This is a genomic window from Limosilactobacillus sp. (genome assembly GCF_041859915.1).
In the GTDB taxonomy this organism is placed as follows: domain Bacteria; phylum Bacillota; class Bacilli; order Lactobacillales; family Lactobacillaceae; genus Limosilactobacillus.
Map to the genome: position 1 here is coordinate 59,330 of NZ_JBFLGB010000002.1, position 24,168 is coordinate 83,497.

The window sequence follows — 24,168 nt, forward strand, 5'->3', positions numbered from 1 at the left end:
TTGTGAGGGGGATAACGATGGACGTTTTTTCACGTTATGCGCCTTTTATTCAGGATTATATTTACAGCCAAGGCTGGCGGAGCTTACGGGCAATCCAGCAAGCGGCTGGTGATGCCATTTTTAACACCGACCAAAACGTGCTTTTGTCCGCCCCGACAGCTTCAGGGAAAACGGAAGCGGCCTTTTTCCCGATCCTGACCTTGATGAATGAGCAGCCGCCATCCTCGGTTGGTTGTCTTTACATTGCACCCCTTAAAGCTTTGATCAATGACCAATACCAACGACTCACTGACCTTTGTCATGAACCAGGGATTCCGGTTTGGCGCTGGCACGGGGATGTTTCCCAGTCTCAAAAGCGGAAACTCTTGCGTCATCCATCTGGTGTCTTGCAGATCACGCCGGAATCGCTGGAGTCGTTGATGTTAAATAAGCATATGGATATTCCAAGCCTTTTTGGTGATCTTCGTTTTATCGTCATTGACGAGATTCACTCGATGCTTCGCGGTGATCGTGGCGGTCAGACCTTTTGCCTGATTGAACGTCTGAGCCGGTTAGCTGGTTGTCACCCGCGGCGGGTTGGCCTTTCCGCGACAATCGGTGATCCCCGGGCGGCTGGCCAGCTTTTGGCTGCTGGCAGTGGGAAAGGGACTGTTATTCCTAAGATCGCCGACACCCACGAAGTTTGGCGCCTGTCGATGGAACACTTTTACAAGGACCCGGTTCAGGCCGGTGATGATGCCAACGTTAAGGGAGCCCAACCAACCCTCGACCAGGCCACCGACAAGGCACCAACGATGGCTGATCCTGGATTGGCTTACATTTTTGACCATACCCGAGGAAAGAAATGCCTGGTCTTCACCAATAGTCGTGAGGAATGTGAAGCAGTCTGTCAAGCTTTACGGGCGTATTGTGCCGCTAATCATGAGCCGGATCGGTTTATGATTCACCATGGCAACCTTTCACCCTCTTTTCGTCAGACTGCCGAAGAAGCAATGCGTGACGAGGATTCGTTGATGACTACCTGTGCGACTGCTACCCTAGAATTAGGAATTGATATTGGTCGTCTTGAACGGGCCTTTCAAATCGATGCGCCCTTTACTGTTTCAGGATTCTTGCAGCGGATGGGACGAACCGGTCGTCGGGGTAACCCACCGGAAATGTGGTTTGTGATGCGTGAGGAACATCCAGAATCCCGGGCAATGTTGCCGGAACTGATTCCTTGGCCATTGATTCAGGGAATCGCCTTAGTTCAACTTTACCTAGAAGAGCGTTTTGTCGAACCACCCCGGACCGGTCGCCTGCCTTATAGCCTTTTATATCATCAAACGATGAGCACTTTAGCCGCTGGTGGAGAGATGACTCCGGCGGAATTAGCTTCCCGAATCTTGACCTTATCTTACTTTCACAATATCAGCCAGGATGACTATAAGGTTCTATTGCGTCATTTGCTGAAGATTGACCACCTTGAAAGAACTGCCAACGGAGGTTTGATTGTCGGATTAGCGGGTGAACGGGTCGTTAATAACTTTAAGTTCTATGCCGTCTTCCAAGAGAATGTAGAATTTAGTGTTCATGCTGGTTCCGAAGAGCTAGGAACGATTGTAAAACCGCCGCCGGTAGGAGACAAGATTGCTATCGCCGGTCGAGTCTGGGTAGTTGAAGACGTTGATCGCAAGCATCATCAGGTTTATTGTCACCAGGTTAAAGGTCGAGTTCCAGCCTATTTTGGTGATGTAGCCGGAGACATTCATCCGCGGATTCTAGAACGAATGCAACAAGTTCTCGCCGAGGATAAGACCTATCCTTACTTAATGAAGAATGCGACCGCTCGTTTGCGTGAAGCTCGTGAAACCGCTCGAGCAGCAGGGATGATTAACCAATCGTTAATTAACCTTGGCGGTAAGATGTGGTGCCTTTTTCCATGGACGGGAACCTATGCTTTCTTGGCCTTGGAACGGTTGCTACGGTTGAAATGTGCCCGACGGCTTGGCTTACGCGGCTTTAACTCCGTTCGGCCCTACTACATGGAATTTTCTATGGACGTGACAGTCGATGAGTTTTACCGAATCGTCGGTGAGGAAGCGGCCAAGGACCTTGATCCGCTTGACCTGGTTTTTGAGAATGAAGTGCCAACCTTTGATAAATATGATAAGTACGTTCCCGATGAACTGGTTAAAAAAGGTTTTGCCCGTGGTGTTCTCGATATTAAAGAAATGCGTCGTTGTGTTCGCCGGATGATCCGCAAGTACCGACGCAGTCAAACTAAAGAATAAGTTAAAGCTCGATAATCCAGTCCTGCTATTAGTAGCTGAATTACCGAGCTTTTTATTTGAAATCAAGGTTATTATTTTAAAACTATTCTAAGACAATCACTTTACCAAAACTATGGTTGCTTTCCAAGTACTCATGAGCCTTCTGAATTTCGTTAAGTTTGAAGATCCGGGCCGGCTTTAGGTTGACGTGGTACTGCTCAATGAATTTAATCATTTGATTGATCTTAAATTCATTGACGGTCGCTGAATTAAAGCTGGTCAAGTAACTGTTAGTCGGAAGGTCCTCAATGGGGTCAAAGTGCGGAATCGTCCATTGGTCACCCAATAAACCGGTTAGGCAAACAATGCCACCAGACTGCATGTGGGCAAAAGTATCCTTAATTGTCTTAGGACCTACCAGTTCTAGGCACTTATCGTAGTGATCATCAGTTTGTAAGTGGCCCGCTTGATCTTCAATGACGTCACTATAGCCTACTTGGAGTAGACGTGGCGCCTTCTTAAGATTCCGGGTTGAACCTACCAGGTGTAATGCTGGATAAGCGGCATGGACCAGTTTGGCGAAGGCCACGCCAACTCCAGAAGTAGCTGCCCGTACTAAGACCCGGTCATGTGGGGTTAGATGCAGGTTAAGCATTGAACCAAAGGCGGTAAAGTAGGTTTCTGACATTGTTGCTAATTGGGCCCAACTCAATTGGGTAGTGACCGGGTAAATTTGATTGTTGGGCAAAAGGACCTTTTCGGCGTAGGAACCATCGAAGGCTCGGCCCATCTCTCCCATGATGGAGATGACGTGTTGACCGACCGGTAGACGACCAGGATCGGTAGTCTTCTCGATTTCACCGACACATTCGATACCAAGGATACGGGGGAACTTTACTGAAGGTGAGTCTCCACGACGAGTGAAAATTTCTGAGTGGTTAATACCGAAACCCTTGATGTTGACTAAGGACCAACCGGGCTTAGTTGTTGGTGTAGGTACCGTCGTGTATTCAAGCACTTCGGGTCCACCAGCATGTCTAACAACAACTGCTTTCATGATCGTTGCCTCCTATCATTTTGTACGCTGATAATTTTGCTTTAAAAAGTCACCCATATTTTGGGGAGCATGGCCAGTGATATGACGGAAATCATTGGTAACCTTATCCATCAGCCCCATCGCGGCGGCCCGATACATAGAAGCCAATTCGTCGCCGTCTCCCTCGGCCCGGTAGATATCGGCAAACTTTTGAAGAGTTACTGGGGAATAGCCAATTTGCTTGCCGGTTGCCGCAGTCATCAAGCGGGCTAGTTCAACCATGTTGTAGTTTTGCTCCATAGTTAAGAGATAATTTTGTCCGTGATTCCGCAGGTAAGGTTTAACCGCTACGTTGGCGATTGCTTCGGCACTGTCAGCACGAGAGATGAAACTCATTGCTTGGTCACCGACCGGGTAGATCACGTTGTGCCGTTCAATTAATTCCGGTAGGTAAGGAATCAGCGGATCAGCGTAGAGTGAATTCTTGATGACTGCGTATTGGAAGCCAGAAGAAGCTAAGCGTGCTGGGAGGTAAGCGTAGTAGCCCGCCATTTGGAAAGGATTATTGGGCTGGTCGGCGATAAAACTAACGTCGACCAGGTTGCACACTCCAGCCTGTTTCATAGCCGTCAGTGAGTTTTCAAATTCATTGATTCGGTCTTGGACATTGTAGGTGATGCTGGGGATGTAGATCAGGACGTCGACACCTTGAAAGGCCTTAGTCATTGTGGCCACTTGACGATAATCAATCGCGGCGAGCTCGTAACCAGCGTTCTTAAGGTGAATAGCCTTTGCTGGAGTATGGACTCCAAGCCGAATGTTTTTGATCCCAGTTAGTTTGCGGAGCTGAGTGACTACCTTTTGGCCGAGGTGGCCGGTAGCCCCGGTAACCATGTATTTAGTCATTATTTGAGACTTCCTTTCGTTGAGTGGCTTCTTTACGTGCTTGGTGGACCAGGATGGTGTTGATGACATCCTGGAGGCTGGTTTGTGCCAGTTTAGCCTCAGCAGCTATTTCTGCTTCATGATAATAGGCAGTTAAGGTTTGCTGAATATTGCCCCCGACGATGCAATCCGGATTGGTTTTCTTGTCGATCGTGAAAAGGTGCTTTTCTCCTTCGGTAGCTAAGAAAACATCATATAGGGAAATTTGGTCGGCAGCTTTAGCGAGTCGTGGTTCGGCAGCCCCATGAACAGTATTAAGTAAGCCTGCCTTGCGGAGACGACTCATTAAACGGCGTACGACCACCGGCGAGGTTTCAATACTGGAGGCAATGTTATTACTAGTTAAGGGAATCTTACCCGCATAGATATTAATGAAAGCGAGAATATGGATGCTGTCACTGAATCGGGTTGAGATTTTCATAGTCATCAGTCCTTTACTATTATTGTAATTTTTATAGTTACAAATATCAAGAAGCAGACTTTAAAAATTAACAGTATATTTTGATTGACAAAAACATGTATAAAGAATATGATCATAGTCGATAAGTAAATTGTTGAAACATATTTAGTTACAATTGGAGGCTAATTAGATGAAATTTAAGAAAGCAATGGTTGCTGCAGCATTAGGCGCAGCTACCTTATTATTGGGAGCAATCGTTCCCGCTACGGCAAGTGCTGCTAGCAATAAACCAATTATTGTTGGTTCCAAGAATGTGGCTGAGAGTAAGACCGTCGGTGAGATTTATGCCCTTGCTTTAGAGCATGACGGCTACAAGGTAACCCGTAAACCAAATATTTCTAATAACGTGGTCTTTTCCGCTACTCAAAAAGGTCAGGTTGACGTTTACCCAGATTATACGGGAACGATTGTGGAGGCTTACTTGAAGAAGAACGGCCAAGGCAAATCTAGTGCCCAGATGGCTAAGATTGCCCGGAATGGGATCAAAAAAGATGGCCTGACGACTTTTAATTATGCACCAGGTGATGATCGCCAGGGTGTTGGGATGCCAACCAAGGTTGCTAAGAAGTATGGTATTAAGAACCTGAGTGATTTACAGAAACAAGCACCAAAGTTGCGCTTGGCTTCTCAGGGTGAATTCGAAAAGCGTCCTGATGCATTGCCAGCTATGAATAAAGCCTATGGTAAGTATCACTTTAAGTCATTAAAGGATTATGACACTACTTTACTTTATAAGATTATGAGCCAAGGCAAGGCTGACGTGGCTCCCGTTTCAACCACTGATGGTCAACTGGCGACTGGTAAATTTACCTTAATTAAGGATAATAAGGGCATTTGGCCACCATATAACTTAGTACCAGTTGTCAATGCCAAGGCGGCTAAGAATTATCCGAAGATGAAGGGAACCCTAAATAAAGTGGATGCTAAATTGACGACTAAACAATTGGTCAGTCTCAACAAGAAGGTTGGTGTTGATGGGCAAAACTACAAGACTGTTGCCCAAAACTGGTATAATAAGAACATCCAATAATGATCGTTAGCTGTGATGGTTAAAATCACAGCTTTTTTTTATCAGGAGGGATCACCCTTGCTCAATCAAATTATCCATTATTTTCAAACAAACAGTGGTCAGTATTGGCACTATGTTGGTCAACATATTGGGATTAGTATTCTAACCCTGGCAATTTCGTTGATCATTGCGTTACCATTGGGCTATTTAGGTTCACGGATTAAACCGGTAGCCAGTTTCTGTACAGCTTTTGCCCAAGTGTTACGGATTATCCCCAGCCTAGCGCTTCTGTTTTTGCTAATTCCTTTTATTGGGACTGGGATCGTGCCGGCGCTGATTGCCTTAGTGGTGTTAGCCTTACCACCGTTGTTGATTAATACGATTCTTGGCTTCAACGAGGTTAGTCCAACTTACAAGGAGGTTGGATTGGCTCTTGGAATGGACCGTAAACAATTGCGTCAGAAGATCGAAATCCCCTTGGCGCTCCCGTATATTTTAAATGGGATCAAATTAGCCTTGGTGGAAATTATTGCTAGTGCTACCTTGGCAACTTACATCGGTGCCGGGGGCTTAGGAACTTTGATTTTTACTGGCCTAGGGCTCTATGATATGTCCTATGTTGTCATTGGAGCAGTCAGTGTCGCTATCTTATCATTGTTAGCAATGCTTGGATTTGATTATCTGATTAGGAAGGTGCAAAAGAATGACCAAAGCAAGTATTCAATTTAAACACGTTAAAAAGAGCTTCGGAGGTAACATGGTTATTCCGGACCTTTCTTTTACGGTCAACCGGGGTGAATTTGTGACGATCCTTGGTTCTTCCGGTTGTGGGAAAACGACCACGCTGAAGATGATCAATGGCCTTTTAAAACCGGATAGTGGTCAAATTTTAATCGATGGTCAGCCATTGGCAGATCTCGATATTGTCAAATTACGTCGTCACATGGGTTACGTGGTGCAGCAGATTGGCCTTTTTCCTCATATGACAATTGCCCAGAATATCGGGGTGGTTCCCCAAATGCTGGGTTGGGACAAGGCCAAAATAGTTTCACGTGTAACACAATTATTAAAATTAGTTCGACTTGATCCTCAAAAATATGCGGGGCGGTATCCTAGCCAGCTTTCCGGTGGTCAACAACAGCGGATTGGCGTGGCGCGAGCCTTGGCGACTAACCCACCATACGTGCTGTTCGATGAACCATTTGGGGCCCTTGATGCCTTGACCCGTCTGGAATTACAAAAAGAAATTAAACGAATTCATGACACCCTTGCTGGGAAAACCTTCCTTTTTGTGACCCATGACATTAATGAAGCCCTTTTCCTTGGTGAGCGGGTAATGGTGATGAATAGGGGCCAAATCGAACAATTTGCCACTCCAAAAGAAGTTGTTGCTCACCCGGCCACGGAATTCGTTAAGAAACTGTTGGGCACCGTGCGGCAGAATCAGGAACTGTGGGGGCGGTCGAAATGATTGAATATTGGCAAGAAAATTCTACCGAGATGTTGCAGGAGGTCGTCCAGCATGCGCAGATGGTTTTGACTTCATTACTAATCGCCCTTGTGGTTGCCATGCTGATTGTTCTTTTCTTCCTTCGACGGCAACGCTGGCTTAACGGGTTAGTTTACTTCTTTTCCCTTTTGTACTCGATCCCTAGCTTTGCATTTTTTGCGTTGCTTCTACCACTATCAGGGCTCGGCATGGGATCGGCAGTGATCGTACTGACGGTCTACTGTGAATATATCTTGCTGCGGTCCTTCATTACCGGAATTCGGGGTGTTGATCCGAACCTGGTAGAAGTCGCCCATGGGATGGGGATGACCAGGTGGCAAACCTTTCGAAAGGTTCAGCTCCCGTTAGCCCTGCCGGCGATCTTTTCCGGAATCCAAGTTGCCCTGGCCTCAACGATGGCGATGGCCACGATTGCGGCAACGATTAATGCGGGTGGCCTTGGTCAATTGCTCTTCGATGGTTTGCAGACTCAACAGGTGGTACCCATTCTTTGGGGGACGCTCTTAACGATGGCTTTAACCTTAGTTTGTGCCGGAGTGATTTGGCTGATCGAATGGGCCTTAACCCACCGTTGGTTACGGATGGTAAATAGTTAATTCAGCAAGAAGATTTAGCTTTTGATGCTTGATCACGGTTAACATTGAATGGAACTTGTAATTTGTATTTCTATCCCGAGATCCCTATGATAATTGTAAGGAAAGGGATGGAGGACTAATGACTAAAATTAATTTAGCTTTTGTTAAGGGCTTGACTCTGGAGGAACGGGCTGCCTTAGTGTCAGGCCATGATTTCTGGTTTACTGCCCAGGTACCTGGAGTTGATCGGATGATGGTTTCCGATGGTCCCTCGGGCCTGCGTAAGTCCAAATTAAATGGGAACGCGGCCGGAATTAACAACGCAGTTAAGGCAGTTTGCTTTCCTGCTTCGGCTTTGACCGCCAGCTCTTTCGATGACCAAATGCTGTATCGGTTTGGCCAGCACCTTGGCATAGCGGCATCCGCTGAAAAGCTTGGTGTATTACTAGGCCCGGGCGTTAATATCAAACGGTCACCATTAGCCGGTCGAAACTTTGAATATTTTTCTGAGGATCCACTGGTAGCCGGTCGCCTTGGCACGGCCTACGTTAAAGGTGTTCAAAGCAAGGGCGTAGGGGTAAGTGTTAAACACTTTGCCGCCAATAACCGGGAAAATCAACGGTTTACTTCCTCGTCCAACATTGACGAACGAGCACTTCGCGAAATCTATCTGGCCCAATTTGAACGAATCGTTAAGGAAGCCCAACCAGCAACCTTGATGTGTTCTTATAATCGGCTTAATGGAACTTTGAATTCTCAGAACCAGCGTCTATTGACGGATATTTTACGCAATGAATGGGGCTTTGCTGGCTTGGTTATGTCTGATTGGGGTGCAGTGGCCGATCATGTAGCTGCCATCAAGGCCGGACTTGATTTAGAAATGCCAGGAAAGGGTCAGAAGTCAGTTGATGAGATTGTCAGGGCAGTCAAAGAGGGACGTTTACAGGAATCAACCCTTAATCGGTCTGTCCTGCGGGTCCTCCGCTTAGTTGAAAAGTATGGTAAAAAGGTAACTAAGGCTGATACTTATGACATGGATGAGCAGCATCGATTTGCTCGTCGCTTGGCTGATGATGGCATTGTTTTATTGAAGAATGCGCCCAATTACCACTTACTGATGAGAAGCAAACAATTGCTGTGATCGGTGAACTAGCAACTCATCCCCGCTTCGAGGGTGGGGGCAGTTCCCACGTTAATGCCAACCACGTCGTTACCCCAGTAGCAGCGATGCCTGAAAATGCGCATTATGCCCAAGGATATCGCTTAGCCGACGAACAGCCTGATGATCATTTAACGACAGAAGCAATTTCTCTGGCTAAGCGGGCTGACCGAGTTGTCTTCTTTGCCGGCTTCCCTGAAGCGATGGAAACAGAGGGCTTTGACAAGACTTCCATTGCCTTACCAGCAAACCAGAATGAACTATTAAAGCAGGTCCTGGCAGTCAACCCGAATATGACGGTGGTCCTTCAGAATGGTTCCGTAGTTGAAATGCCATGGGCTGACCAAGTACCAGCAATTGTTGAAACCTACCTGGCCGGCGAAGCGGTAGGTGAGGCCACTTGGGACATTCTTTTAGGCAAGGTGAACCCGTCTGGTAAATTGGCCGAGAGTTTTCCATTCCGTCTTCAGGACAATCCAACCTATGGTACTTTTGGTAAAGATAAGCAGAATGAGAATTATCGTGAAGGTATTTTTGTTGGTTACCGTTACTATGACACTCGTGAAATGGCGGTTCGTTTCCCGTTTGGTCACGGCTTAAGCTACACTACCTTTGCCTACCAGGGATTAAAGGTCACGGAAGGGCCTGAACAGGTTCAGGTTCGATTTACGATTACCAATACGGGAAAAGTTGCTGGTAAAGAAGTCGCCCAACTCTATGTCGCTAACCATGTTAGTCAGGTGGAAATGCCGGCTAAGGAATTACGTGATTACACTAAGGTTGAATTGGCGCCTGGTGAAACCAAGCAGGTAACGATGAACCTACCACGTCGTGCCTTTGCCTGGTATAACGCCCAAGCTCAACAGTGGGAGGCCGACAATGGTGACTATCAAATCCTGGTTGGTAGTTCTTCTCGTGATATTCGCTTGCGTGCTGATTTCAAACTGACAATTGGTGTGGACCCACTGGGGAAGGTTACCATGGATTCCTACATTGGTGATGTCTGGGAAAGTAAAGCACCACGAATCCAGCAGGCCCTGCATGATTCAGGCCTGTATGAACCGTTGAAAAAGCGATTAGCCGATCCCCACGGTGCGGCAATCTTTGCTAATATGCCATTACGGTCTTTAACCGCGATGGGGGTAGATGATAAGTATGCACACCGCTTCTTGCAATTAGCTAACCAATGAAGTTAACAATTATTAAAAAAAACTGCCGGTATGATTTGAAATAAATCAGGCCGGCAGTCTTTTTTAGTATCTTGTAAAGTTAAATTGGTTTTCCTTAAGGAAGGAACTGACTTTATTATTTATTTTTCTCCATTTTCATATGTTCCTGGCCCCATTGAAACAGGTCACCCATTGTGTAGACTAAGTCTTTACCAATGTTGGTAAGGTGGTAGGTAACTGACGGTGGAACCGTTCCCTTAGAAACACGCTTAAGTAACCCATCTTCTTCAAGTTCACGGAGGCTCTTTGTCAGCATGGTGTTGGTAATTGAACCAATACTACGCTTTAATTCGTTGTAGTGTTGACCGTCATTGAGCATTAAGTACCACATTACGGGAATCTTCCACTTAGAACCAATAATCTTCATTGAATAAAGGATGGGACATTGCTTAGGCATATTATCATGAAAATACTTGATTTTCTGGTCAAATTCAGTTTGCTTCATTTTAATCACTCCTCATAAATTTAAAGGAAGAAAAAAGTGCGTACTTGTTTTTCTCTATCCTTAACGATACAATTACATCTGTACTTAGTCAAGAAGCAAAGGAGTGAACGATATGCCATTTATTATGTCACGAGTAAATATAAAAGTTCCTAAGAGTAAGGAATTAATGCTAAAGAAGAGATTAGGGCTGGCAATAGCCAATGTTCCAGGTAAAAGCGAAGATGTGTTAATGGTTGGTTTTCAAGATAATTATTCGCTTTATTTACGAGGAAAAGGAGAAGAACCACTGGCCTATGTTGAAGTAAGTATTTTCGGAACGGAAAATCACGTTGGCTATGAGGGTTTAAATGCTGACATTACCAAAGCCTTTTATGATGTTTTAAAAATCCAACCTGACCACCTCTATATTAAATATGATGATATTAGTAGTTGGGGCGTTCAAGGTCAGTATATTGACCGTCGTGATTATTTATAGACTGATTTAATAAATTTTTTTGACCATTAAGGAAGAAAAATATACGTACAAGAATTAAAATTGCTAAAAATCGCCATAACAAGAAGGAGTATTAAATTATGAACAAAAAATATGAACCACTATTTCAACCATATACATTAAATAACGGCGTAAAAATTAAGAACCGTCTCGTTGTTGCTCCACTGACCGTTTATGACGCGGGGCCAGACGGTGAATTGACTCCGGCATCACGAAGATTTTGGCATGACCGCTTTAACGGTTTTGGCATGTGGATAATTCCATTTACTAATGTTCACCCGAGCGGGATTGGCTTTGAGTCACCAAACGCGTTCAGTGAAAAGCATCTGCCAAATTTAAAAGAATACGCTCAAATTTCACATGAACAAGGAGCAAAGGCCATTATTCAACTCGCCCATGCAGGCGTTCACGCTGATCCATCAATGACTCGCGGAAATGGTGTTTGGGGGCCAAGCAAGATGCCTTACTTTGGTGCACGAGCAATGACCGATGCGGAAGTGCGTGAAATTATCCATTCATTTGCCTATGCCACTGAACTAGCGATTCGTGCCGGTTTAGATGGGGTTGAAATTCACGGGGCAAATGGCTGGCTGATTCAACAATTTGTTTCTGCTAACTATAACCAGCGGACAGATCACTGGGGAGGAACGATGGAAAAGCGGTTTAACTTCCCACTAGCAATTATTGATGCGGTTGACGAGGTTCGGCGAAAGTATAATCGTCCTGATTTTATTGTTGGTTATCGCTTTTCACCGGAGGAACCTGGCAAAAACGGCTTGACTATGAAAGAAACTCTCGCCCTTGTTGATCGATTGGTTGAAAAGCCCTTGCAATATATTCATATTTCATTGTGGAACTTCTATAAAAAGATTCGCCGTGGCGGAGACCATCATATGACGCGAATGGAGGCCGTACACAAGCGCATTAATGGCCGTCTTCCTTTCATTGGTGTCGGTGATCTTTTCGCGGAAGAGAATGGATTAAAGGCTTTTGAGACTGGTTGGGCTGACTTCTTAGCCGTTGGTGGTTCGGTAGAATTGAACCCGCATCTTGTACAGATGATTAAAGATGGTAAGGAAGATGAAGTCCAAAGTGAATTTGATTGGAACAAGATGGATTCCTACCGCTTTACGCCAGCAATGCTTTACGGAACGCTGGCAGGAAATGCAATGTTTCCAAAAGTTAAGCAACGATAATGAGAGGTAAAAATGATGACAAAATTAACGATTACAACAGTTGCTGACCCGATGATGGGGATGCTATGGGAAACGTGGCCGACAATGCGAAAATTAGAAACGCACTATGGAAGCCAAATTGATTTTAAATTCATGATGGGTCAACTAGTAAAAAACGTTTACGACCTGGTTGATCATAATGTTTCCCGAAAGTATGGAAAACGGGTTGCACTTAACCAATACTGGACCCGACTAATGCAGGTTTACCTTCAGGAAGAACAAATTGCGGGCATGCCAATTTATATGGGTGGCGATAAGCCCTTGTTTGATGAGCATCATCTTTCATCAGTACCACTTGATTTGGGCTTACGAGCAATCGCCGGCAATGACGAACGGTTAGAAGATCAAGCCCTTTATGAAATGCAATATGATACTGTCGTGGCGGATCGCCAAACTAATGATCCTAAATATTTAATTGCATTGGCTAAAAAATTTGGTATAGGTCAATCGCAATTTAGTCAACGTTATAATTCCGCGGTTGTGAAAAATCAATTAGCACAGGAACAACAGATTATGCAACAAATGAAGATTAACCAATTGCCAGCTTATATTCTCACCTATCAAGGTAAAACTTTGCTTCTTAAGGGACTTCCCAAATATTGTGATTGGCAGAAGATAATTAAGCAAGCTACAAATGGTGAGGTCCAAGAACACCAGGTGGGATTCAGTGCGGAGGCAATTAAATCTTTTATTGACCGTCACCCGCATATTTCAAGTCTTGAACTAAAAGCCGCGTTTGATGTTGAAGAGCAGACGATTATTGAACAATTAAAGAATAGTCCATTAGCAAAGGAGAAGGTCAAATCAACTATCTTTTATCGTAAAAAATAAGGGAAAAAGGGAAAATAATGAAACGATTATCACTTCCAACCAAGCGGGGAAGTGTTTTAACAGGAGTCTTATTTGATGCGCCCCGGCAAGCTCATTCTTCAACAGTAGTGATTGCGATCACCGGAATTCATGGGAACTTTTATTCTAATCCCTTTTATGTCAATATTGGCCGAACATTGTCGACCGCCGGGATTGATTTTATCTATGCACAAACTGCTGATGCGTTTGGTGAAATGCCAACATTAAATGTTAAGACTGGCAAGCAGGAAATGATTGGGTCATGGAATGAAGATTTCCATAATACTGATGAAGACATCGAAGCTTACCTAGATTACGTTTATCAGCAGAAATACCAGAATGTTATTTTAGCTGGCCATTCACTAGGCGCGAATAAGGTTATTTACTACCTTGCACGTCACCATGATCCACGAATCAAGCATTTCATTTTCTTAAGTCCCGCTAATTTAGAATATCTGACTAGTGTGGTGACCGATAAAGAGAAGACCGCAATCCTGACACAGAAAAGGCGTGGCCAGGGGGACCAAAGAATGTCCTTTGACTTGCTTGGTTGGATTCCAGGAACTGCTAATACTGACTATCAATGGGTCTTCGATAATATTTTGAATAATGTGCACGTTGAACCGGAAAAGGATTTTTCGCAGGTGGCTGCGGTCACCCAGAATGGGGCGCTAGTGATTGGTGGTTACGACCGCTTCACGTACGGTGACCCTCAAAAGTTCCTTAAAAATATTAATAATCATATGCAGACTGCAAGCCAAAATAAATTAATTATTATTCCTCGGACAGGCCATACCTACCAACAAAAAGAACAACAATTGGCTGATGAATTATTAAAACTATTGCGTTTGTGGGGATACTAGCTAGGGAGAAAGGAGAGAATGATCCAATGAAGGAAAAATATAAAGTGCTTTTTAAACCCTATGTATTTAATAACGGTGTTGAGATTAAGAACCGCTTAGTGGTTGCACCACTGACAATTTATGATTCTGGTGATAATGGAGAATTAACACCAACAGCTCGTGAATTTTGGCGTGACCGTTTTCGGGGCTTTGGAATGTATATTATGCCATTTACTAACGTTGCACCTAATGGAATTGGCTTTGAATCACCGAACGCCTTTAGTGAGTCCAACCTTGCGACCCTGAAAGAATACGTCAAGATTGCTCACCAACAAGGGGCAAAGATTATTATGCAATTGGCGCACTCAGGATATAAAGCCAAGAAACGGATGACGAAAGGATACCCTGTCGTGGCGCCAACTGGTGATCGCCGCGGTCGTGCACGGACAATGACCGGTACAGAGGTTAAGCAGATGGTTGCTAACTTTGCAAATGCGGCAGAATTAGGACTTCGTGCAGGAATGGACGGCGTTGAAATTCAAGGCGCAAATGGGTGGCTGGTAGAACAGTTTTTTGCTGGCAATATCAATCACCGAAAAGATGAATGGGGCGGAAGCTTTGCTAACCGGCTCAAATTTCCGTTAGCGATTATCGATGCAATTGATGAAATGCGGACCAAGCATAATCGTCCTGATTTCATTATTGGCTATCGTTTCTCTCCAGAACGCCCCCGGCAAGGCTTTACTATGAAGGATACGTTAGCGTTGGTTGATGAATTAGTTAAGAAGCCATTGCAATACTTACATGTTTCCTTGTTAAACTTCTATTCTCATCCCCGGCGAGGTGCTGATAGAAAATTAACACGGATGCAAATTTATCATGAGCGAATTAATGGAAAATTGCCGCTGATTGGGGTTGGTTCACTAAAGACAGCTGACCAGATTCTCGATGCTTACAATACTGGTTGGGCTGATTTAATAGCGGTTGGACGAGCCGTGATGCTAAATCCAGATTTGATTGATTTGATTAAGAGTGGTAATGAAGATCAGATTGAGACTAAATTTAACTGGAAGCATGCTGCTCATTATCGCTATACACCTGCAATGTTGCAGGCGGAACGTGATCATATAGACATGGCAATTCATAATCCACGTCCAGTTAAGAAGACTAAGTGGAAGAAGGGGTGAATGATGTTAAGAGCGTTAGAAGTGACTACCCGCACGGGAACGGTATTAAAGGGGAATATCTTTAAATCGCCTGGCGCCCAAGCCGTGGTAATCTTAATTACTGGTGTTGAGGGAAACATTCGTAATAATCCCTTTTATACGGTTATTGGTAAAAAATTACAGCAGGAAAATGTTGATTTAATAGTTGGTCACACTCGAGATGCCTTCAATCGGGTTGTAACTTTTAACAAAAAGACAGGGAAAAAAGAAATATACGGAGCGTTTGATGAAGATTTTCAACGGAGTGATGATGATGTGGCAGCTTATCTTAATTACGCCCACAATGTCGGTTACCAGCACACTATATTAGGTGGACAGTCATTTGGCGCAAACAAGGTTATTCACTATCTTGCCTACCATCAGCCGTCAATTGACCACTTCCTATTAATGAGTCCAGTTAATGTTGAAGTATTGAGAAAAAGCATCACTAAACGTCAGCGACAAATGATTAATGAACGTTTGAGTAGTGGGAATAGTACTAAGATATTACCATTTCGGCTTTTTCGTTGGTTAACAAGTACCGCAGCTAATGCTAATCGTTGGTTGCATGACGATACGCTCAATAACGTTCATGTTAGTCAGAATGGTGGAGCTGACCAACTAGCTAAGATACCTTATTCAGGTGCTCTCCTTATTGGAATGTATGACCGCTTTGCTGGCGGTTCACCAGTACGTTATTTAGAAAACATTAATAATCATTTGCCAACTTCACGTGAAAATGAATTAGTATACATCCCTAATACCGGGCATATTTATCGACATCAGGAAGGAAAAGTGGCCCAAGCAATTAAAAATTTATTGCAGAAATGGGAAATCATTAAGAAATAGGTGATCGTGGATGTTTAATTATTGCCCTAGGTGTGGCGAACACTTGAAATGGCAAAAATGTGGTGGACGGCGACGACAAGTTTGCCCTAATTGCCATTACGTTTTGTGGAGCAAAGAAAGTATCAGTGTTGGTGGAATTGTTACTAAGGGTGATCAAATATTGTTGGTTCAACGTGCTCAAAATCCGGGAAAAGGAAGGTGGACAATTCCTGGTGGTTATGTTGAACAAGAAGAGACGATGAAAGTGGCAATTCAACGTGAAATCAAAGAAGAAACGGGCATCATTACCCAACCACAGCGAATAGTTTCAATTGCTGAATTACCAAGCGAGAAAAGTCATGATGTGTACGTAACTTTTTGCTTGAGATATGCTAGTGGGGAAATTGTAAGACAACCAAATGAGGTCGGCCAGATTTGTCTCACGAGAGCAAGCAAAAGAATTGCCATTAGCAGATTTGACTCGACGATTATTGAATATTAAGATAAGTGATTCTTTACAACCGTTAAGGATCAATCCGCGCGAAGCTAACGGCTTTTATTTATATGGCTAAGTAGGCGTGACGCTAGTAAAATCTTTTTAATAAGCATCGTTGCTTTTGGCGAAAGTTGATATACCTACCGATGATTTGACATTGTAGCAGCACTTGCCCATCATAAAACAACAAGTTAAAATAAGGACACTATGAAATATTCATATAAATTCAGTGATGCAATTCATATCCTAAGTTACCTTTACATTTTTAGGACTGGTGACTTATCGAGTAAGGCGATCGCTAATAGCATTGGGTCTAATCCGAGTGTCGTTCGCAAGCTGATGTCTGACCTGCGAGAAGCCGGCCTGATTGAGACTCAGCAAGGCGCTGCTAAACCTGTTTTGGCTAAGACTCCCCAGAAAATTAACCTGCTGGATATTTTTCAAGCTCTTAAGATGGATCACCATTTTTTGCATGTTGATCCCAAAACTAATCCGCAGAGTGTTGTTGGTAGTAATATTCAGGATACCCTTAGTCATTTGTACGGTGAAATTGAACAGGCTGCTTTTGAGCGAATGAGTAAGATTACTCTTCAAGAAGTGCTTAATGAGCTTTTACGCCGTCAGCGGTCAAATAATAACTAATTTGTGTTAGAATTAGGAAAACTGTGAAAGGAACGAAAAATAAATGAGTTTCTTGAAAAATCGTCGAGCAACTACCATTGTGGCCTTGATTAGCTTAATTTTATTAGTAATCAGTTATAGCCTACACGCCGCTAAGTGGCTCCAAGCAATTATCCTGATAATTTTTCTGGTTAGTGCCTTTGCCTTTACCTTTTCAACGGGCTGGCAGCATTATAAAGAAAGAAACTGAAGAAGATAATAAAAAATAACGGTGCAATTCTGTTAAAAATGCATCGTTATTTTTTATGTTAGCAAATTAGTGGTGAGTTACTGCGGCATTGAGGGGTTTGCGGTGGAACCAGTAGATTAATAGGATCAGTGGCGCGGTGATTAACCAAACGACATAAAAGTACTTGATTGGTAGGTAAGTGTCAACGAAACCGGCGATGATGGGACCAAAGGACATTCCAATGTCTAAGCCCAAGAAGAAAGTTGCGGAAGCTAATCCCCGTTCACTACTTGGGGCAACCATCATACAGGTGGACTGGCAAACGGAATATAGAATTCCATAACCAAAAGCCATCCCCGCAGCCGCCAGAGCCATTTCCCAGTTATTTTTCATTATAACTAGCATGGTTAGATAGAAGATAATAGCCACTACACCGACGTACAACCAGACACCAAAACGAACGGTATCGAACTGGTTGCGCAAGAAGATCCGACTCAGCATGAGAACTGCCGCGTAAATAAGAAAGTAGAAGCCGACCGCTAATGAAAGGTGACCTTGCTCGGTATAAGTAACAATATCCGCCTGGGTAACGAAGTAGGGCATCGCAATTAGGGTAACGATGGCCGCAATGGGAACACAATCTTTTTGAATCAGTTTTAGGTGTCCGGATTTAGCCGCCGCCACCTGCTTAGCGCTCGGTTGGGCACGATCGGAAACAAATTGAATCGTAACGATAACAAAAAGTGCGGCGACCGCCGAGATGATGATTGCTAGTCGGTAACCAACAACGTGATAGAGGTTGATTGAAACCGCTGGTGCAAAGGCCATTGCCAAGGCATTCATGATTCCGTAAAAACTCATTGCCTCACCAACATGGGCTAGCGGAACTAAATAGGTCAGCCAAGTGGTCATACAGACAGTGCAGAGGACGTAGCCGGTTCCGTTGATTAGACGAAAGACCAGCATTAGTCCACTATTGGGTGTCACGATATAACCAGCAACCCCGATGAAGGAAAGCAGTCCACCCCAAAAGGCAAGCCGATATTTGGAAAAACGATCGGTTAAGTTACCGACGATTGGTCGAAGAAACATCGCCACAATGCTCATTATGCCGACGATAAAGCCGGCAAAGGCACTGGAAGCTCCCAGCTCCTTCGCATAGCCATTGATTAGCGGGTTACAATACATATTAGAAAACATGAAGAAGAAGGATGCCATCATTACTAAGACGACATCCTTGGAAAAGACTGATTTTTTCTTTGCCATTTACTTTGCCCCCTTAGTTAGGACTTATTATAATGCTAATTTACCGCAAATTAAAAAGCACTCACCATGACTTGGGGAGGTAGTTAAACCTTTGGTGGAGAGAAAAACAAATTGACAATGACATAAGCCAATAATAAGCAAGTTAGCGTAAGTGTTTCATGTGGAACAAATTTTCTTTTTAATTCTTTTAAATTAAATTTGAATGAGATGTTGACAAATCAAAATGAGAATGTTTTAATAATAGCAACAAATCACGAAAGGAACGAAGCAGAATGAATCAACATGCATTTAACACAACCAAGTATTATAGCAACGATGCTTATTATACCGCGTAATTGTCTGTGCCTCTTAGGTGCGGACAGAGGCGTTCGCACCTAAGCAGCGTTGTGTTAATTGCATCCCTGCTAGGTGTTAACTACAACCTAGCAGGGTGGTCTCCTTAATAATTACTATTTTGTGAAAGATTGCCAACTGGATTGCCGAGCGTCTCGCTGATCCAGTTGGCTTTTTTTGATTGAAATTGAGGGGAAATGAGTAATAATGAGTTTATTTAAGAAATCTGCTAAACGACCGGAACCAGTCTTTAGCTTTGATGAAAGTTTAATTGTCTTAATTGTCATCCTGTGTATCCTAGGCTACCTGATTATCGTTCGACAGCAACAGCCGCAAGCACCGCTGTTTATCGCCTTTACCTTTTTAGCCATTTATGGTCGTTTGCGGGGATTCAAATGGAACACCGTCATGGAAGGGATGCGGAGTGGGCTCCGAGCTGGAGTTGATCCACTAATCATCTTCTTGTCAATTGGTGTTTTGATCGCTACCTGGATCTTTTCGGGAACGATCCCGACAATCATGTACTTTGGCTTTAAGATCATCTCGGTTAAGTTCTTCCTGCCGACGGTCTTTATCGTTTGTACTTTAGTTGGGGTTGCCTGCGGGAGTTCCTTTACCACCGTTTCAACGATGGGGATCGCCTTCATCGGGATCGGTGCCACGCTGAAGATCAATCCAGGCCTAACCGCTGGGGTAATTGTTTCCGGTGCCTTCTGTGGATCCAACATTTCACCATTGTCTGGGACCACTAACTTAGCGGCCAGCGTTGGTAAGATCAGCATTTACGAACACATCAAGGCCTTAATGATTACCGATATTCCTGCCTGGGCAATCTGTGTTATTCTCTACACTATTCTAGGCCTTAATTCTAAGAACGTTAGCCTGGCCGCTGTTCATCAAATGATGCGTGGCTTGGCGAATGGCTTCTGGATTTCTGGCTGGGCAATGCTACCAGTTGTTTTATTGATCATTCTTGCGATCCTGCAAGTCCCTGCTATCCCATCGCTAGGTCTGGGTTCTCTTTTTGCCGCACTTTTAGGTTGGATCCACGCTCCTGCTACTAGCATTAGCACGATTACTAAGACGATTATGATGGGCTTTGTTTCTCATACCGGTGACAAGACCATTGATACCTTACTTTCTAAGGGTGGAATTGCTAGTATGCTGACATCGCTGGCCCTGATTATCTTTGCCTTAGCGCTTGGGGGCCTGTTAATTAAGTTCAATATCATTGGGGCCATCATTGATCACCTCTCTAAGTCCATTATGACACCGGGACGGCTGACTACCGCCGTTGCCGTGACCTGTATCGGTGTTAACGTCTTAGTTGGGGAGCACTACCTAGCCATTATCTTGCCGGGTCAGTCTTTCTTGAAATCCTTTGACCGGTTAGGACTACAGCGGAAGTTCCTTACCCGGATTCTCAATGATGCCGGGGCGGCCGTTAACGCGATCATTCCTTGGTCAGTTTCCGGAGTCTTCATTTCCGGCGCCTTACAGATTGACCCATTAAAGTTTATTCCTTGGACGTTCTTCCCATTCTTGGTTACCATCTTGGCCATTATTACGGGTGCCTTCTTAAAGCCTCAAAAACCAGTAGCTGCAGCCCAAGTTGCATAAATTTTGTATTCTAAGTAAAAAGCAACCCCAAGTAACGCTTATCCAGTGTTATTTGGGGTTGTTCTTTTAGCTAACACTATTTGAGCTGGTAGGCTTGGACTGCAGGTTGGCATTCCTTTGTAGCAGCAACAGCTAGTTTAACTGGCTCATTGGCATAATAACGTTCGGTAAAGACTGCCACCCCGTCATTAGCAAAGATTTCTACGGAACTGGTATCAATGAAGATGTGCAGATCTTGGAGGCCTTTAACAGTGGCGTAGCGGTATGGATCCTTACCCTGGCGTGTCAGGGTTAATTGATTGTCTTGATAGGTAAGCTTGATAAGAATTTCTTGCCCAGCGTTTAATAGCCAGGTAAAATCATGCGGCGATTCTTGAAAGTTAAATATTAATTCGGTGTGTTGAGGATTGGTGACCGTTAAGTCCTGTTGGCCGTTAACGTTGATATTACCATTAATATCAGTATGGTTGCGTAAGGCAGTCAGTTCTTGTGCCGGACGAACATGAAGGATGTTATTAACCAGGGTTAACTCCCGGGGCAATGTCAGGCTACCGGCCCAACCGTCTGCTTGTTCTGGTATCTTTTCGTTGAAGGGACTCAGCCAACCAAATTGAATTCGGCGACCATCTGGCGTAAGCATGCTCTGAGTGGCATAAAAGTTATGCCCGTGGTCAAGTTCTTGTTGAGGAGTCCCGATAAAATGATGAGTCCGATAGTCTAAGTGACCAATTCGGTAGCAGACTTGAGACAGGTTCAAAAAGCGCTTGCCTTGGGGCTGGATTCCCATTGGAGAATAGACTAAAACATCTTGGCCATTGAGAGAGAAGAAATCAGGGCATTCCCACATCCAACCTTCAGTGCTTTTACCTTGCGATTGGATAATGGGACCGCATGGTTTCCAGTTAAGGAGATCACTAGATCGGTATAATAGAATCCGGCCGAGTTTATCACCTTGATGTTGACTACCAAGAACGAGGTAGTAAGCCCCATCGTGTTCCCAAACCTTTGGATCACGGAAGTGTTGGGTGTTGTCGGCCGGCGCTTCAATGATTGGATTATGTTGATACTTGGTGAAGTGAACGCCATCATCACTGTATGCTAGATTTTGATTCTCCCAGAAATGATCGGGATCCCCGTCACCGTAATAGTGATGACCAGTGTAGATTAGGTAGAGTCGATCACCTTTAATAATAGCCGAACCAGAAAAACAACCACCACTATCTTCGGGATCACCGGGAATCAGGGCAATGGGTAGTTGCTCCCAATGAACGAGGTCGTGACTACGGACATGGCCCCAGTGCATCGGTCCCCATTGTGAAGAGTATGGGTGAAATTGATAGAAAACATGGTAGTAACCCTTGAAATAACAGAGACCATTGGGGTCATTTAGCCAGCCGCCGGGAGTCATAATATGATAATGCTGTCGATAGCGCTGGTTGGTAACGTGGACAAATTTACTTGAGTCAGGTTTTTGCATAGTTTAGCCGCCTTTCTGAGATCGCTTACATTTTGCATGATACACTTGTTTGTGTAAATGTCAAACGCTTATCATTTTCATTAATACTAAATTATTTTATAGGAGTATTGCCGTTAACTGAAAATTTCCCGCGGAATATTTAGATCTCTTTGAGTATCAGATGGAATTTTATCTCATCCGGGTACTCAGAGTTTTTTTATTACCCACTTTTGCCCAAACCGTGGCATAAGTCACTCATGCTCCCAAACTGCCCATTTTTTTCGTATTATATTTTGGCATAATGATTGTTGAAGAGCGAGGTAAAAGCAAAAGAGGTGTCTTAATGGATGATTTAAAAACAAGGGAACAAGATTTAATTAAAAGAACAATTAGAAAAGAAAATCAAGCAATGCTTAACAATGACCAAGCGATTCTTAAAAAGGTGATTGCTCCTGATGCAGTGATGGAGCATATTACTGGTGCTAAGCAGACACGAGACGAATGGCTCCGTCAAATCAGTCTTGGACGCATGAAGTATTATTCAAGTCGGGAAGATGGTTTGACTGTGGTTATGAAAAATACAAATCACGCTACTGTTGATTTAAAAGCAGTACTTGATGCACGTGTTTATGGTTTTCGTAATAAGTGGCGGTTAGAGTCAATTAGCAAATTAATAAAGAAGGATAATCATTGGCAGATCATCGCTTCAAAAGCAAAAATGTATTGAAAGGAGATTTTTTACAATGACTGATAATGGACAAAATTATGTAACTTTGAATAATGGTGCGAAGATCCCACAGTTTGGATTGGGTGTTTATATGATCAACGGCGACAATGCAACTGAAGAAGCAGTTAGCGAAGCGTTAAAACTTGGCTATTGGCATATTGATACTGCTCATGCCTATCAAAATGAACGTGGAGTCGGCCGTGCAGTTAAGAAGAATGGCATTAATCGTCATAATATTTGGATTACTTCTAAATTATGGCCGAGTGATTATGGTGAGGATAAGACTCCCAAGGCAATTGATAAGATGCTTAATCGGCTTGATACTGACTACATCGATTTGCTTTTGCTTCACCAACAATTTGGTGATTATATTGGTGCCTGGAAGGCCATGGAGAAAGCCGTTAAAGAAGGAAAGGTTCGTAGCATTGGTATTTCTAACTTCTCTGGTAAACGTCTAGATAATTTATTAGCTAATGCCGAAGTTAAGCCGGCGGTCATGCAAGTTGAGCTTCATCCTTATTATCAAGAAAAAGAATTAAGACAAAGGATGGCTCAATATGATACTAAATTTGAAGCTTGGTATCCAATTGGTCATGGTGACCCTAAGTTGATTAATGAACCGGTCTTTACCAAATTAGCTAAAAAATACGGTAAGACGAATGTTCAGATTATTTTACGTTGGCATATTCAAAAGGGATTCATTGTCTTTCCAAAGTCAACTAATCCGGAACATTTAAAGCAAAATATTGATGTCTTTGATTTTAAATTAACCCCTGATGAAATGCAGGCAATTGATGCTTTGGATAAGCATCAGCGGTACTTCACGATGTCACTGGAAGCCCAGAAAAGTGCTTTTTCTAGCTTCAAGCCTGCTGATTAAACTACATGATTTCAGAAATGGAGGAAACAAATGACGAAGGTTTTAATCATCGGTGCATCCGGTTCGATTGGTTCGGTAGTGGCACCAGAATTATTGAAGAAAACTAAAGCTGATTTAGTGTTAGCTTCACGCCATCCCCAAGAAATTACCATTGATGATCTTGGGCGGGAAGAAGCTACCCAACTCGATGTTACTAATGATCAGGAATTAGCAGTGGCATTAAAAGGAGTTGACTTTGTCTTTGCTGCTCTTTCAGGTAGAATGAATGTTTTTGCTAAACACTTGGTTAAGGTAATGAATACAGTAGGAGTTAAGCGCTTAGCCTTCATCACCACGATGGGTATCTATCAAGAAATTCCTGCTTGGTTAGGTGAATCTCCTGATCCATATCATAATATGATTTTACGCCCATATAGAAAGGCAGCCGACATAATTGAAAATAGTGACCTTGACTATACCATTATTAGG

The 24,168-nt window shown here is 43.7% G+C and carries 24 protein-coding genes and 1 pseudogene; 19 read left to right on the forward strand and 6 right to left on the reverse strand.

Features of this window, described 5'->3' with window-relative positions:
* Positions 1–17 precede the first annotated feature (17 nt).
* Positions 18–2,273, forward strand: a complete 2,256-nt coding sequence (locus tag ACEYV4_RS00810; protein ID WP_373841545.1) for a DEAD/DEAH box helicase — start codon at positions 18–20, stop codon at positions 2,271–2,273.
* Positions 2,274–2,355: 82 nt separating this feature from the next.
* Here ACEYV4_RS00810 and ACEYV4_RS00815 read toward each other — a convergent pair whose 3' ends face one another.
* From ACEYV4_RS00815 to ACEYV4_RS00825, 3 genes are read right to left on the reverse strand one after another with little or no spacing between them, the layout of a single operon-like run.
* Positions 2,356–3,309 (reverse strand): zinc-binding dehydrogenase, encoded by a 954-nt coding sequence (locus ACEYV4_RS00815; RefSeq protein WP_373841546.1) that lies wholly within the window; start codon positions 3,307–3,309, stop codon positions 2,356–2,358.
* A 15-nt stretch (positions 3,310–3,324) separates the two neighbouring features.
* Entirely contained in the window at positions 3,325–4,194 is an 870-nt protein-coding gene (locus ACEYV4_RS00820) for an NAD(P)H-binding protein (protein WP_373841547.1), read from the reverse strand.
* On the reverse strand, positions 4,187–4,654 hold the full coding sequence (locus ACEYV4_RS00825) for an Rrf2 family transcriptional regulator (RefSeq protein WP_373841548.1): 468 nt from the start codon (positions 4,652–4,654) through the stop codon (positions 4,187–4,189). Before ACEYV4_RS00825 ends, ACEYV4_RS00820 begins: the two co-directional genes overlap by 8 nt.
* Before the next feature lie 169 nt (positions 4,655–4,823).
* Here ACEYV4_RS00825 and ACEYV4_RS00830 point away from each other — a divergent pair, with 169 nt between their 5' ends.
* The 5 genes and pseudogenes from ACEYV4_RS00830 (at position 4,824) to ACEYV4_RS00850 (ending at position 10,136) form a co-directional block, all read left to right on the forward strand.
* Positions 4,824–5,723, forward strand: coding sequence for a glycine betaine ABC transporter substrate-binding protein (locus ACEYV4_RS00830; protein ID WP_373841549.1), 900 nt, complete (start codon positions 4,824–4,826; stop codon positions 5,721–5,723).
* A gap of 15 nt (positions 5,724–5,738) precedes the next feature.
* Positions 5,739–6,431, forward strand: a complete 693-nt coding sequence (locus tag ACEYV4_RS00835; protein WP_373841550.1) for an ABC transporter permease — start codon at positions 5,739–5,741, stop codon at positions 6,429–6,431.
* Positions 6,406–7,173: an ABC transporter ATP-binding protein gene (locus ACEYV4_RS00840; RefSeq protein ID WP_373841551.1), complete on the forward strand. Its 768-nt coding sequence runs from the start codon at positions 6,406–6,408 to the stop codon at positions 7,171–7,173. Before ACEYV4_RS00835 ends, ACEYV4_RS00840 begins: the two co-directional genes overlap by 26 nt.
* A complete protein-coding gene (locus ACEYV4_RS00845) occupies positions 7,170–7,808 on the forward strand; it encodes an ABC transporter permease (RefSeq protein ID WP_373841552.1) in 639 nt (212 codons plus the stop codon). The genes ACEYV4_RS00840 and ACEYV4_RS00845 overlap by 4 nt, the downstream gene beginning before the upstream one ends.
* Positions 7,809–7,926: 118 nt before the next feature.
* Positions 7,927–10,136, forward strand: a pseudogene (locus tag ACEYV4_RS00850) (glycoside hydrolase family 3 C-terminal domain-containing protein).
* 115 nt (positions 10,137–10,251) lie between these two features.
* On the opposite strand, the gene ACEYV4_RS00855 reads toward ACEYV4_RS00850, so the two are convergent.
* Entirely contained in the window at positions 10,252–10,620 is a 369-nt protein-coding gene (locus ACEYV4_RS00855; RefSeq protein WP_373841553.1) for a winged helix-turn-helix transcriptional regulator, read from the reverse strand.
* A gap of 112 nt (positions 10,621–10,732) precedes the next feature.
* Between ACEYV4_RS00855 and ACEYV4_RS00860 the strand changes: the two genes are divergently transcribed.
* The 9 genes from ACEYV4_RS00860 to ACEYV4_RS00900 all read left to right on the forward strand — a co-directional run bounded on the left by ACEYV4_RS00860 (position 10,733) and on the right by ACEYV4_RS00900 (position 17,439).
* Positions 10,733–11,095 carry a phenylpyruvate tautomerase MIF-related protein gene (locus ACEYV4_RS00860; RefSeq protein ID WP_373841554.1) on the forward strand — a complete coding sequence of 121 codons (363 nt, stop codon included), beginning with the start codon at positions 10,733–10,735 and terminating at the stop codon, positions 11,093–11,095.
* Positions 11,096–11,193: 98 nt separating this feature from the next.
* Positions 11,194–12,309, forward strand: a complete 1,116-nt coding sequence (locus tag ACEYV4_RS00865) for an NADH-dependent flavin oxidoreductase (RefSeq protein WP_373841555.1) — start codon at positions 11,194–11,196, stop codon at positions 12,307–12,309.
* A 12-nt stretch (positions 12,310–12,321) separates the two neighbouring features.
* The gene (locus ACEYV4_RS00870) at positions 12,322–13,179 is read left to right on the forward strand and encodes a DsbA family protein (RefSeq protein ID WP_373841556.1); all 858 of its coding nucleotides are present in this window, start codon (positions 12,322–12,324) and stop codon (positions 13,177–13,179) included.
* A gap of 17 nt (positions 13,180–13,196) precedes the next feature.
* On the forward strand, positions 13,197–14,060 hold the full coding sequence (locus tag ACEYV4_RS00875) for a DUF1749 domain-containing protein (RefSeq protein WP_373841557.1): 864 nt from the start codon (positions 13,197–13,199) through the stop codon (positions 14,058–14,060).
* A gap of 26 nt (positions 14,061–14,086) precedes the next feature.
* The gene (locus ACEYV4_RS00880; protein ID WP_373841558.1) at positions 14,087–15,226 is read left to right on the forward strand and encodes an NADH-dependent flavin oxidoreductase; all 1,140 of its coding nucleotides are present in this window, start codon (positions 14,087–14,089) and stop codon (positions 15,224–15,226) included.
* 3 nt (positions 15,227–15,229) lie between these two features.
* Positions 15,230–16,093 (forward strand): alpha/beta hydrolase, encoded by an 864-nt coding sequence (locus tag ACEYV4_RS00885; RefSeq protein WP_373841559.1) that lies wholly within the window; start codon positions 15,230–15,232, stop codon positions 16,091–16,093.
* A 43-nt stretch (positions 16,094–16,136) separates the two neighbouring features.
* Positions 16,137–16,574 (forward strand): NUDIX domain-containing protein, encoded by a 438-nt coding sequence (locus ACEYV4_RS00890; RefSeq protein ID WP_373841560.1) that lies wholly within the window; start codon positions 16,137–16,139, stop codon positions 16,572–16,574.
* 201 nt (positions 16,575–16,775) lie between these two features.
* A complete protein-coding gene (locus ACEYV4_RS00895; RefSeq protein ID WP_373841561.1) occupies positions 16,776–17,210 on the forward strand; it encodes an Rrf2 family transcriptional regulator in 435 nt (144 codons plus the stop codon).
* A gap of 43 nt (positions 17,211–17,253) precedes the next feature.
* Positions 17,254–17,439 carry a hypothetical protein gene (locus tag ACEYV4_RS00900; RefSeq protein ID WP_373841562.1) on the forward strand — a complete coding sequence of 62 codons (186 nt, stop codon included), beginning with the start codon at positions 17,254–17,256 and terminating at the stop codon, positions 17,437–17,439.
* A gap of 66 nt (positions 17,440–17,505) precedes the next feature.
* On the opposite strand, the gene ACEYV4_RS00905 is transcribed toward ACEYV4_RS00900, so the two are convergent.
* Complete coding sequence (locus ACEYV4_RS00905) at positions 17,506–18,684, reverse strand: MFS transporter (RefSeq protein WP_373841563.1); 1,179 nt, start codon at positions 18,682–18,684, stop codon at positions 17,506–17,508.
* A 540-nt stretch (positions 18,685–19,224) separates the two neighbouring features.
* Here ACEYV4_RS00905 and ACEYV4_RS00910 point away from each other — a divergent pair.
* Positions 19,225–20,637 (forward strand): Na+/H+ antiporter NhaC family protein, encoded by a 1,413-nt coding sequence (locus tag ACEYV4_RS00910; protein WP_373841564.1) that lies wholly within the window; start codon positions 19,225–19,227, stop codon positions 20,635–20,637.
* A gap of 76 nt (positions 20,638–20,713) precedes the next feature.
* Here ACEYV4_RS00910 and ACEYV4_RS00915 read toward each other — a convergent pair whose 3' ends face one another.
* Positions 20,714–22,114, reverse strand: a complete 1,401-nt coding sequence (locus ACEYV4_RS00915; protein ID WP_373841565.1) for a glycoside hydrolase family 32 protein — start codon at positions 22,112–22,114, stop codon at positions 20,714–20,716.
* Positions 22,115–22,436: 322 nt separating this feature from the next.
* Between ACEYV4_RS00915 and ACEYV4_RS00920 the strand changes: the two genes are divergently transcribed.
* From ACEYV4_RS00920 to ACEYV4_RS00930, 3 genes are all read left to right on the forward strand, one after another.
* Positions 22,437–22,820, forward strand: coding sequence for a nuclear transport factor 2 family protein (locus ACEYV4_RS00920; RefSeq protein WP_373841566.1), 384 nt, complete (start codon positions 22,437–22,439; stop codon positions 22,818–22,820).
* Between the two features lie 16 nt (positions 22,821–22,836).
* Positions 22,837–23,700, forward strand: a complete 864-nt coding sequence (locus ACEYV4_RS00925) for an aldo/keto reductase (protein WP_373841567.1) — start codon at positions 22,837–22,839, stop codon at positions 23,698–23,700.
* Between the two features lie 30 nt (positions 23,701–23,730).
* Positions 23,731–24,168: NAD(P)H-binding protein (locus ACEYV4_RS00930; protein WP_373841568.1), on the forward strand; the 438-nt coding region annotated here is incomplete at its 3' end.

Coding starts and splice junctions, on each gene's coding strand:
- ACEYV4_RS00830 (WP_373841549.1), top strand. CDS start 4,824: ATGAAATTTAAGAAAGCAATGGTTGCTGCAGCATTAGGCGCAGCTACC.
- ACEYV4_RS00885 (WP_373841559.1), top strand. CDS start 15,230: ATGTTAAGAGCGTTAGAAGTGACTACCCGCACGGGAACGGTATTAAAG.
- ACEYV4_RS00925 (WP_373841567.1), top strand. CDS start 22,837: ATGACTGATAATGGACAAAATTATGTAACTTTGAATAATGGTGCGAAG.
- ACEYV4_RS00860 (WP_373841554.1), top strand. CDS start 10,733: ATGCCATTTATTATGTCACGAGTAAATATAAAAGTTCCTAAGAGTAAG.
- ACEYV4_RS00855 (WP_373841553.1), bottom strand. CDS start 10,620: ATGAAGCAAACTGAATTTGACCAGAAAATCAAGTATTTTCATGATAAT.
- ACEYV4_RS00845 (WP_373841552.1), top strand. CDS start 7,170: ATGATTGAATATTGGCAAGAAAATTCTACCGAGATGTTGCAGGAGGTC.
- ACEYV4_RS00900 (WP_373841562.1), top strand. CDS start 17,254: ATGAGTTTCTTGAAAAATCGTCGAGCAACTACCATTGTGGCCTTGATT.
- ACEYV4_RS00815 (WP_373841546.1), bottom strand. CDS start 3,309: ATGAAAGCAGTTGTTGTTAGACATGCTGGTGGACCCGAAGTGCTTGAA.
- ACEYV4_RS00840 (WP_373841551.1), top strand. CDS start 6,406: ATGACCAAAGCAAGTATTCAATTTAAACACGTTAAAAAGAGCTTCGGA.
- ACEYV4_RS00905 (WP_373841563.1), bottom strand. CDS start 18,684: ATGGCAAAGAAAAAATCAGTCTTTTCCAAGGATGTCGTCTTAGTAATG.
- ACEYV4_RS00835 (WP_373841550.1), top strand. CDS start 5,739: ATGGTTAAAATCACAGCTTTTTTTTATCAGGAGGGATCACCCTTGCTC.
- ACEYV4_RS00880 (WP_373841558.1), top strand. CDS start 14,087: ATGAAGGAAAAATATAAAGTGCTTTTTAAACCCTATGTATTTAATAAC.
- ACEYV4_RS00915 (WP_373841565.1), bottom strand. CDS start 22,114: ATGCAAAAACCTGACTCAAGTAAATTTGTCCACGTTACCAACCAGCGC.
- ACEYV4_RS00865 (WP_373841555.1), top strand. CDS start 11,194: ATGAACAAAAAATATGAACCACTATTTCAACCATATACATTAAATAAC.
- ACEYV4_RS00820 (WP_373841547.1), bottom strand. CDS start 4,194: ATGACTAAATACATGGTTACCGGGGCTACCGGCCACCTCGGCCAAAAG.
- ACEYV4_RS00870 (WP_373841556.1), top strand. CDS start 12,322: ATGATGACAAAATTAACGATTACAACAGTTGCTGACCCGATGATGGGG.
- ACEYV4_RS00910 (WP_373841564.1), top strand. CDS start 19,225: ATGAGTTTATTTAAGAAATCTGCTAAACGACCGGAACCAGTCTTTAGC.
- ACEYV4_RS00875 (WP_373841557.1), top strand. CDS start 13,197: ATGAAACGATTATCACTTCCAACCAAGCGGGGAAGTGTTTTAACAGGA.
- ACEYV4_RS00810 (WP_373841545.1), top strand. CDS start 18: ATGGACGTTTTTTCACGTTATGCGCCTTTTATTCAGGATTATATTTAC.
- ACEYV4_RS00920 (WP_373841566.1), top strand. CDS start 22,437: ATGGATGATTTAAAAACAAGGGAACAAGATTTAATTAAAAGAACAATT.
- ACEYV4_RS00895 (WP_373841561.1), top strand. CDS start 16,776: ATGAAATATTCATATAAATTCAGTGATGCAATTCATATCCTAAGTTAC.
- ACEYV4_RS00825 (WP_373841548.1), bottom strand. CDS start 4,654: ATGAAAATCTCAACCCGATTCAGTGACAGCATCCATATTCTCGCTTTC.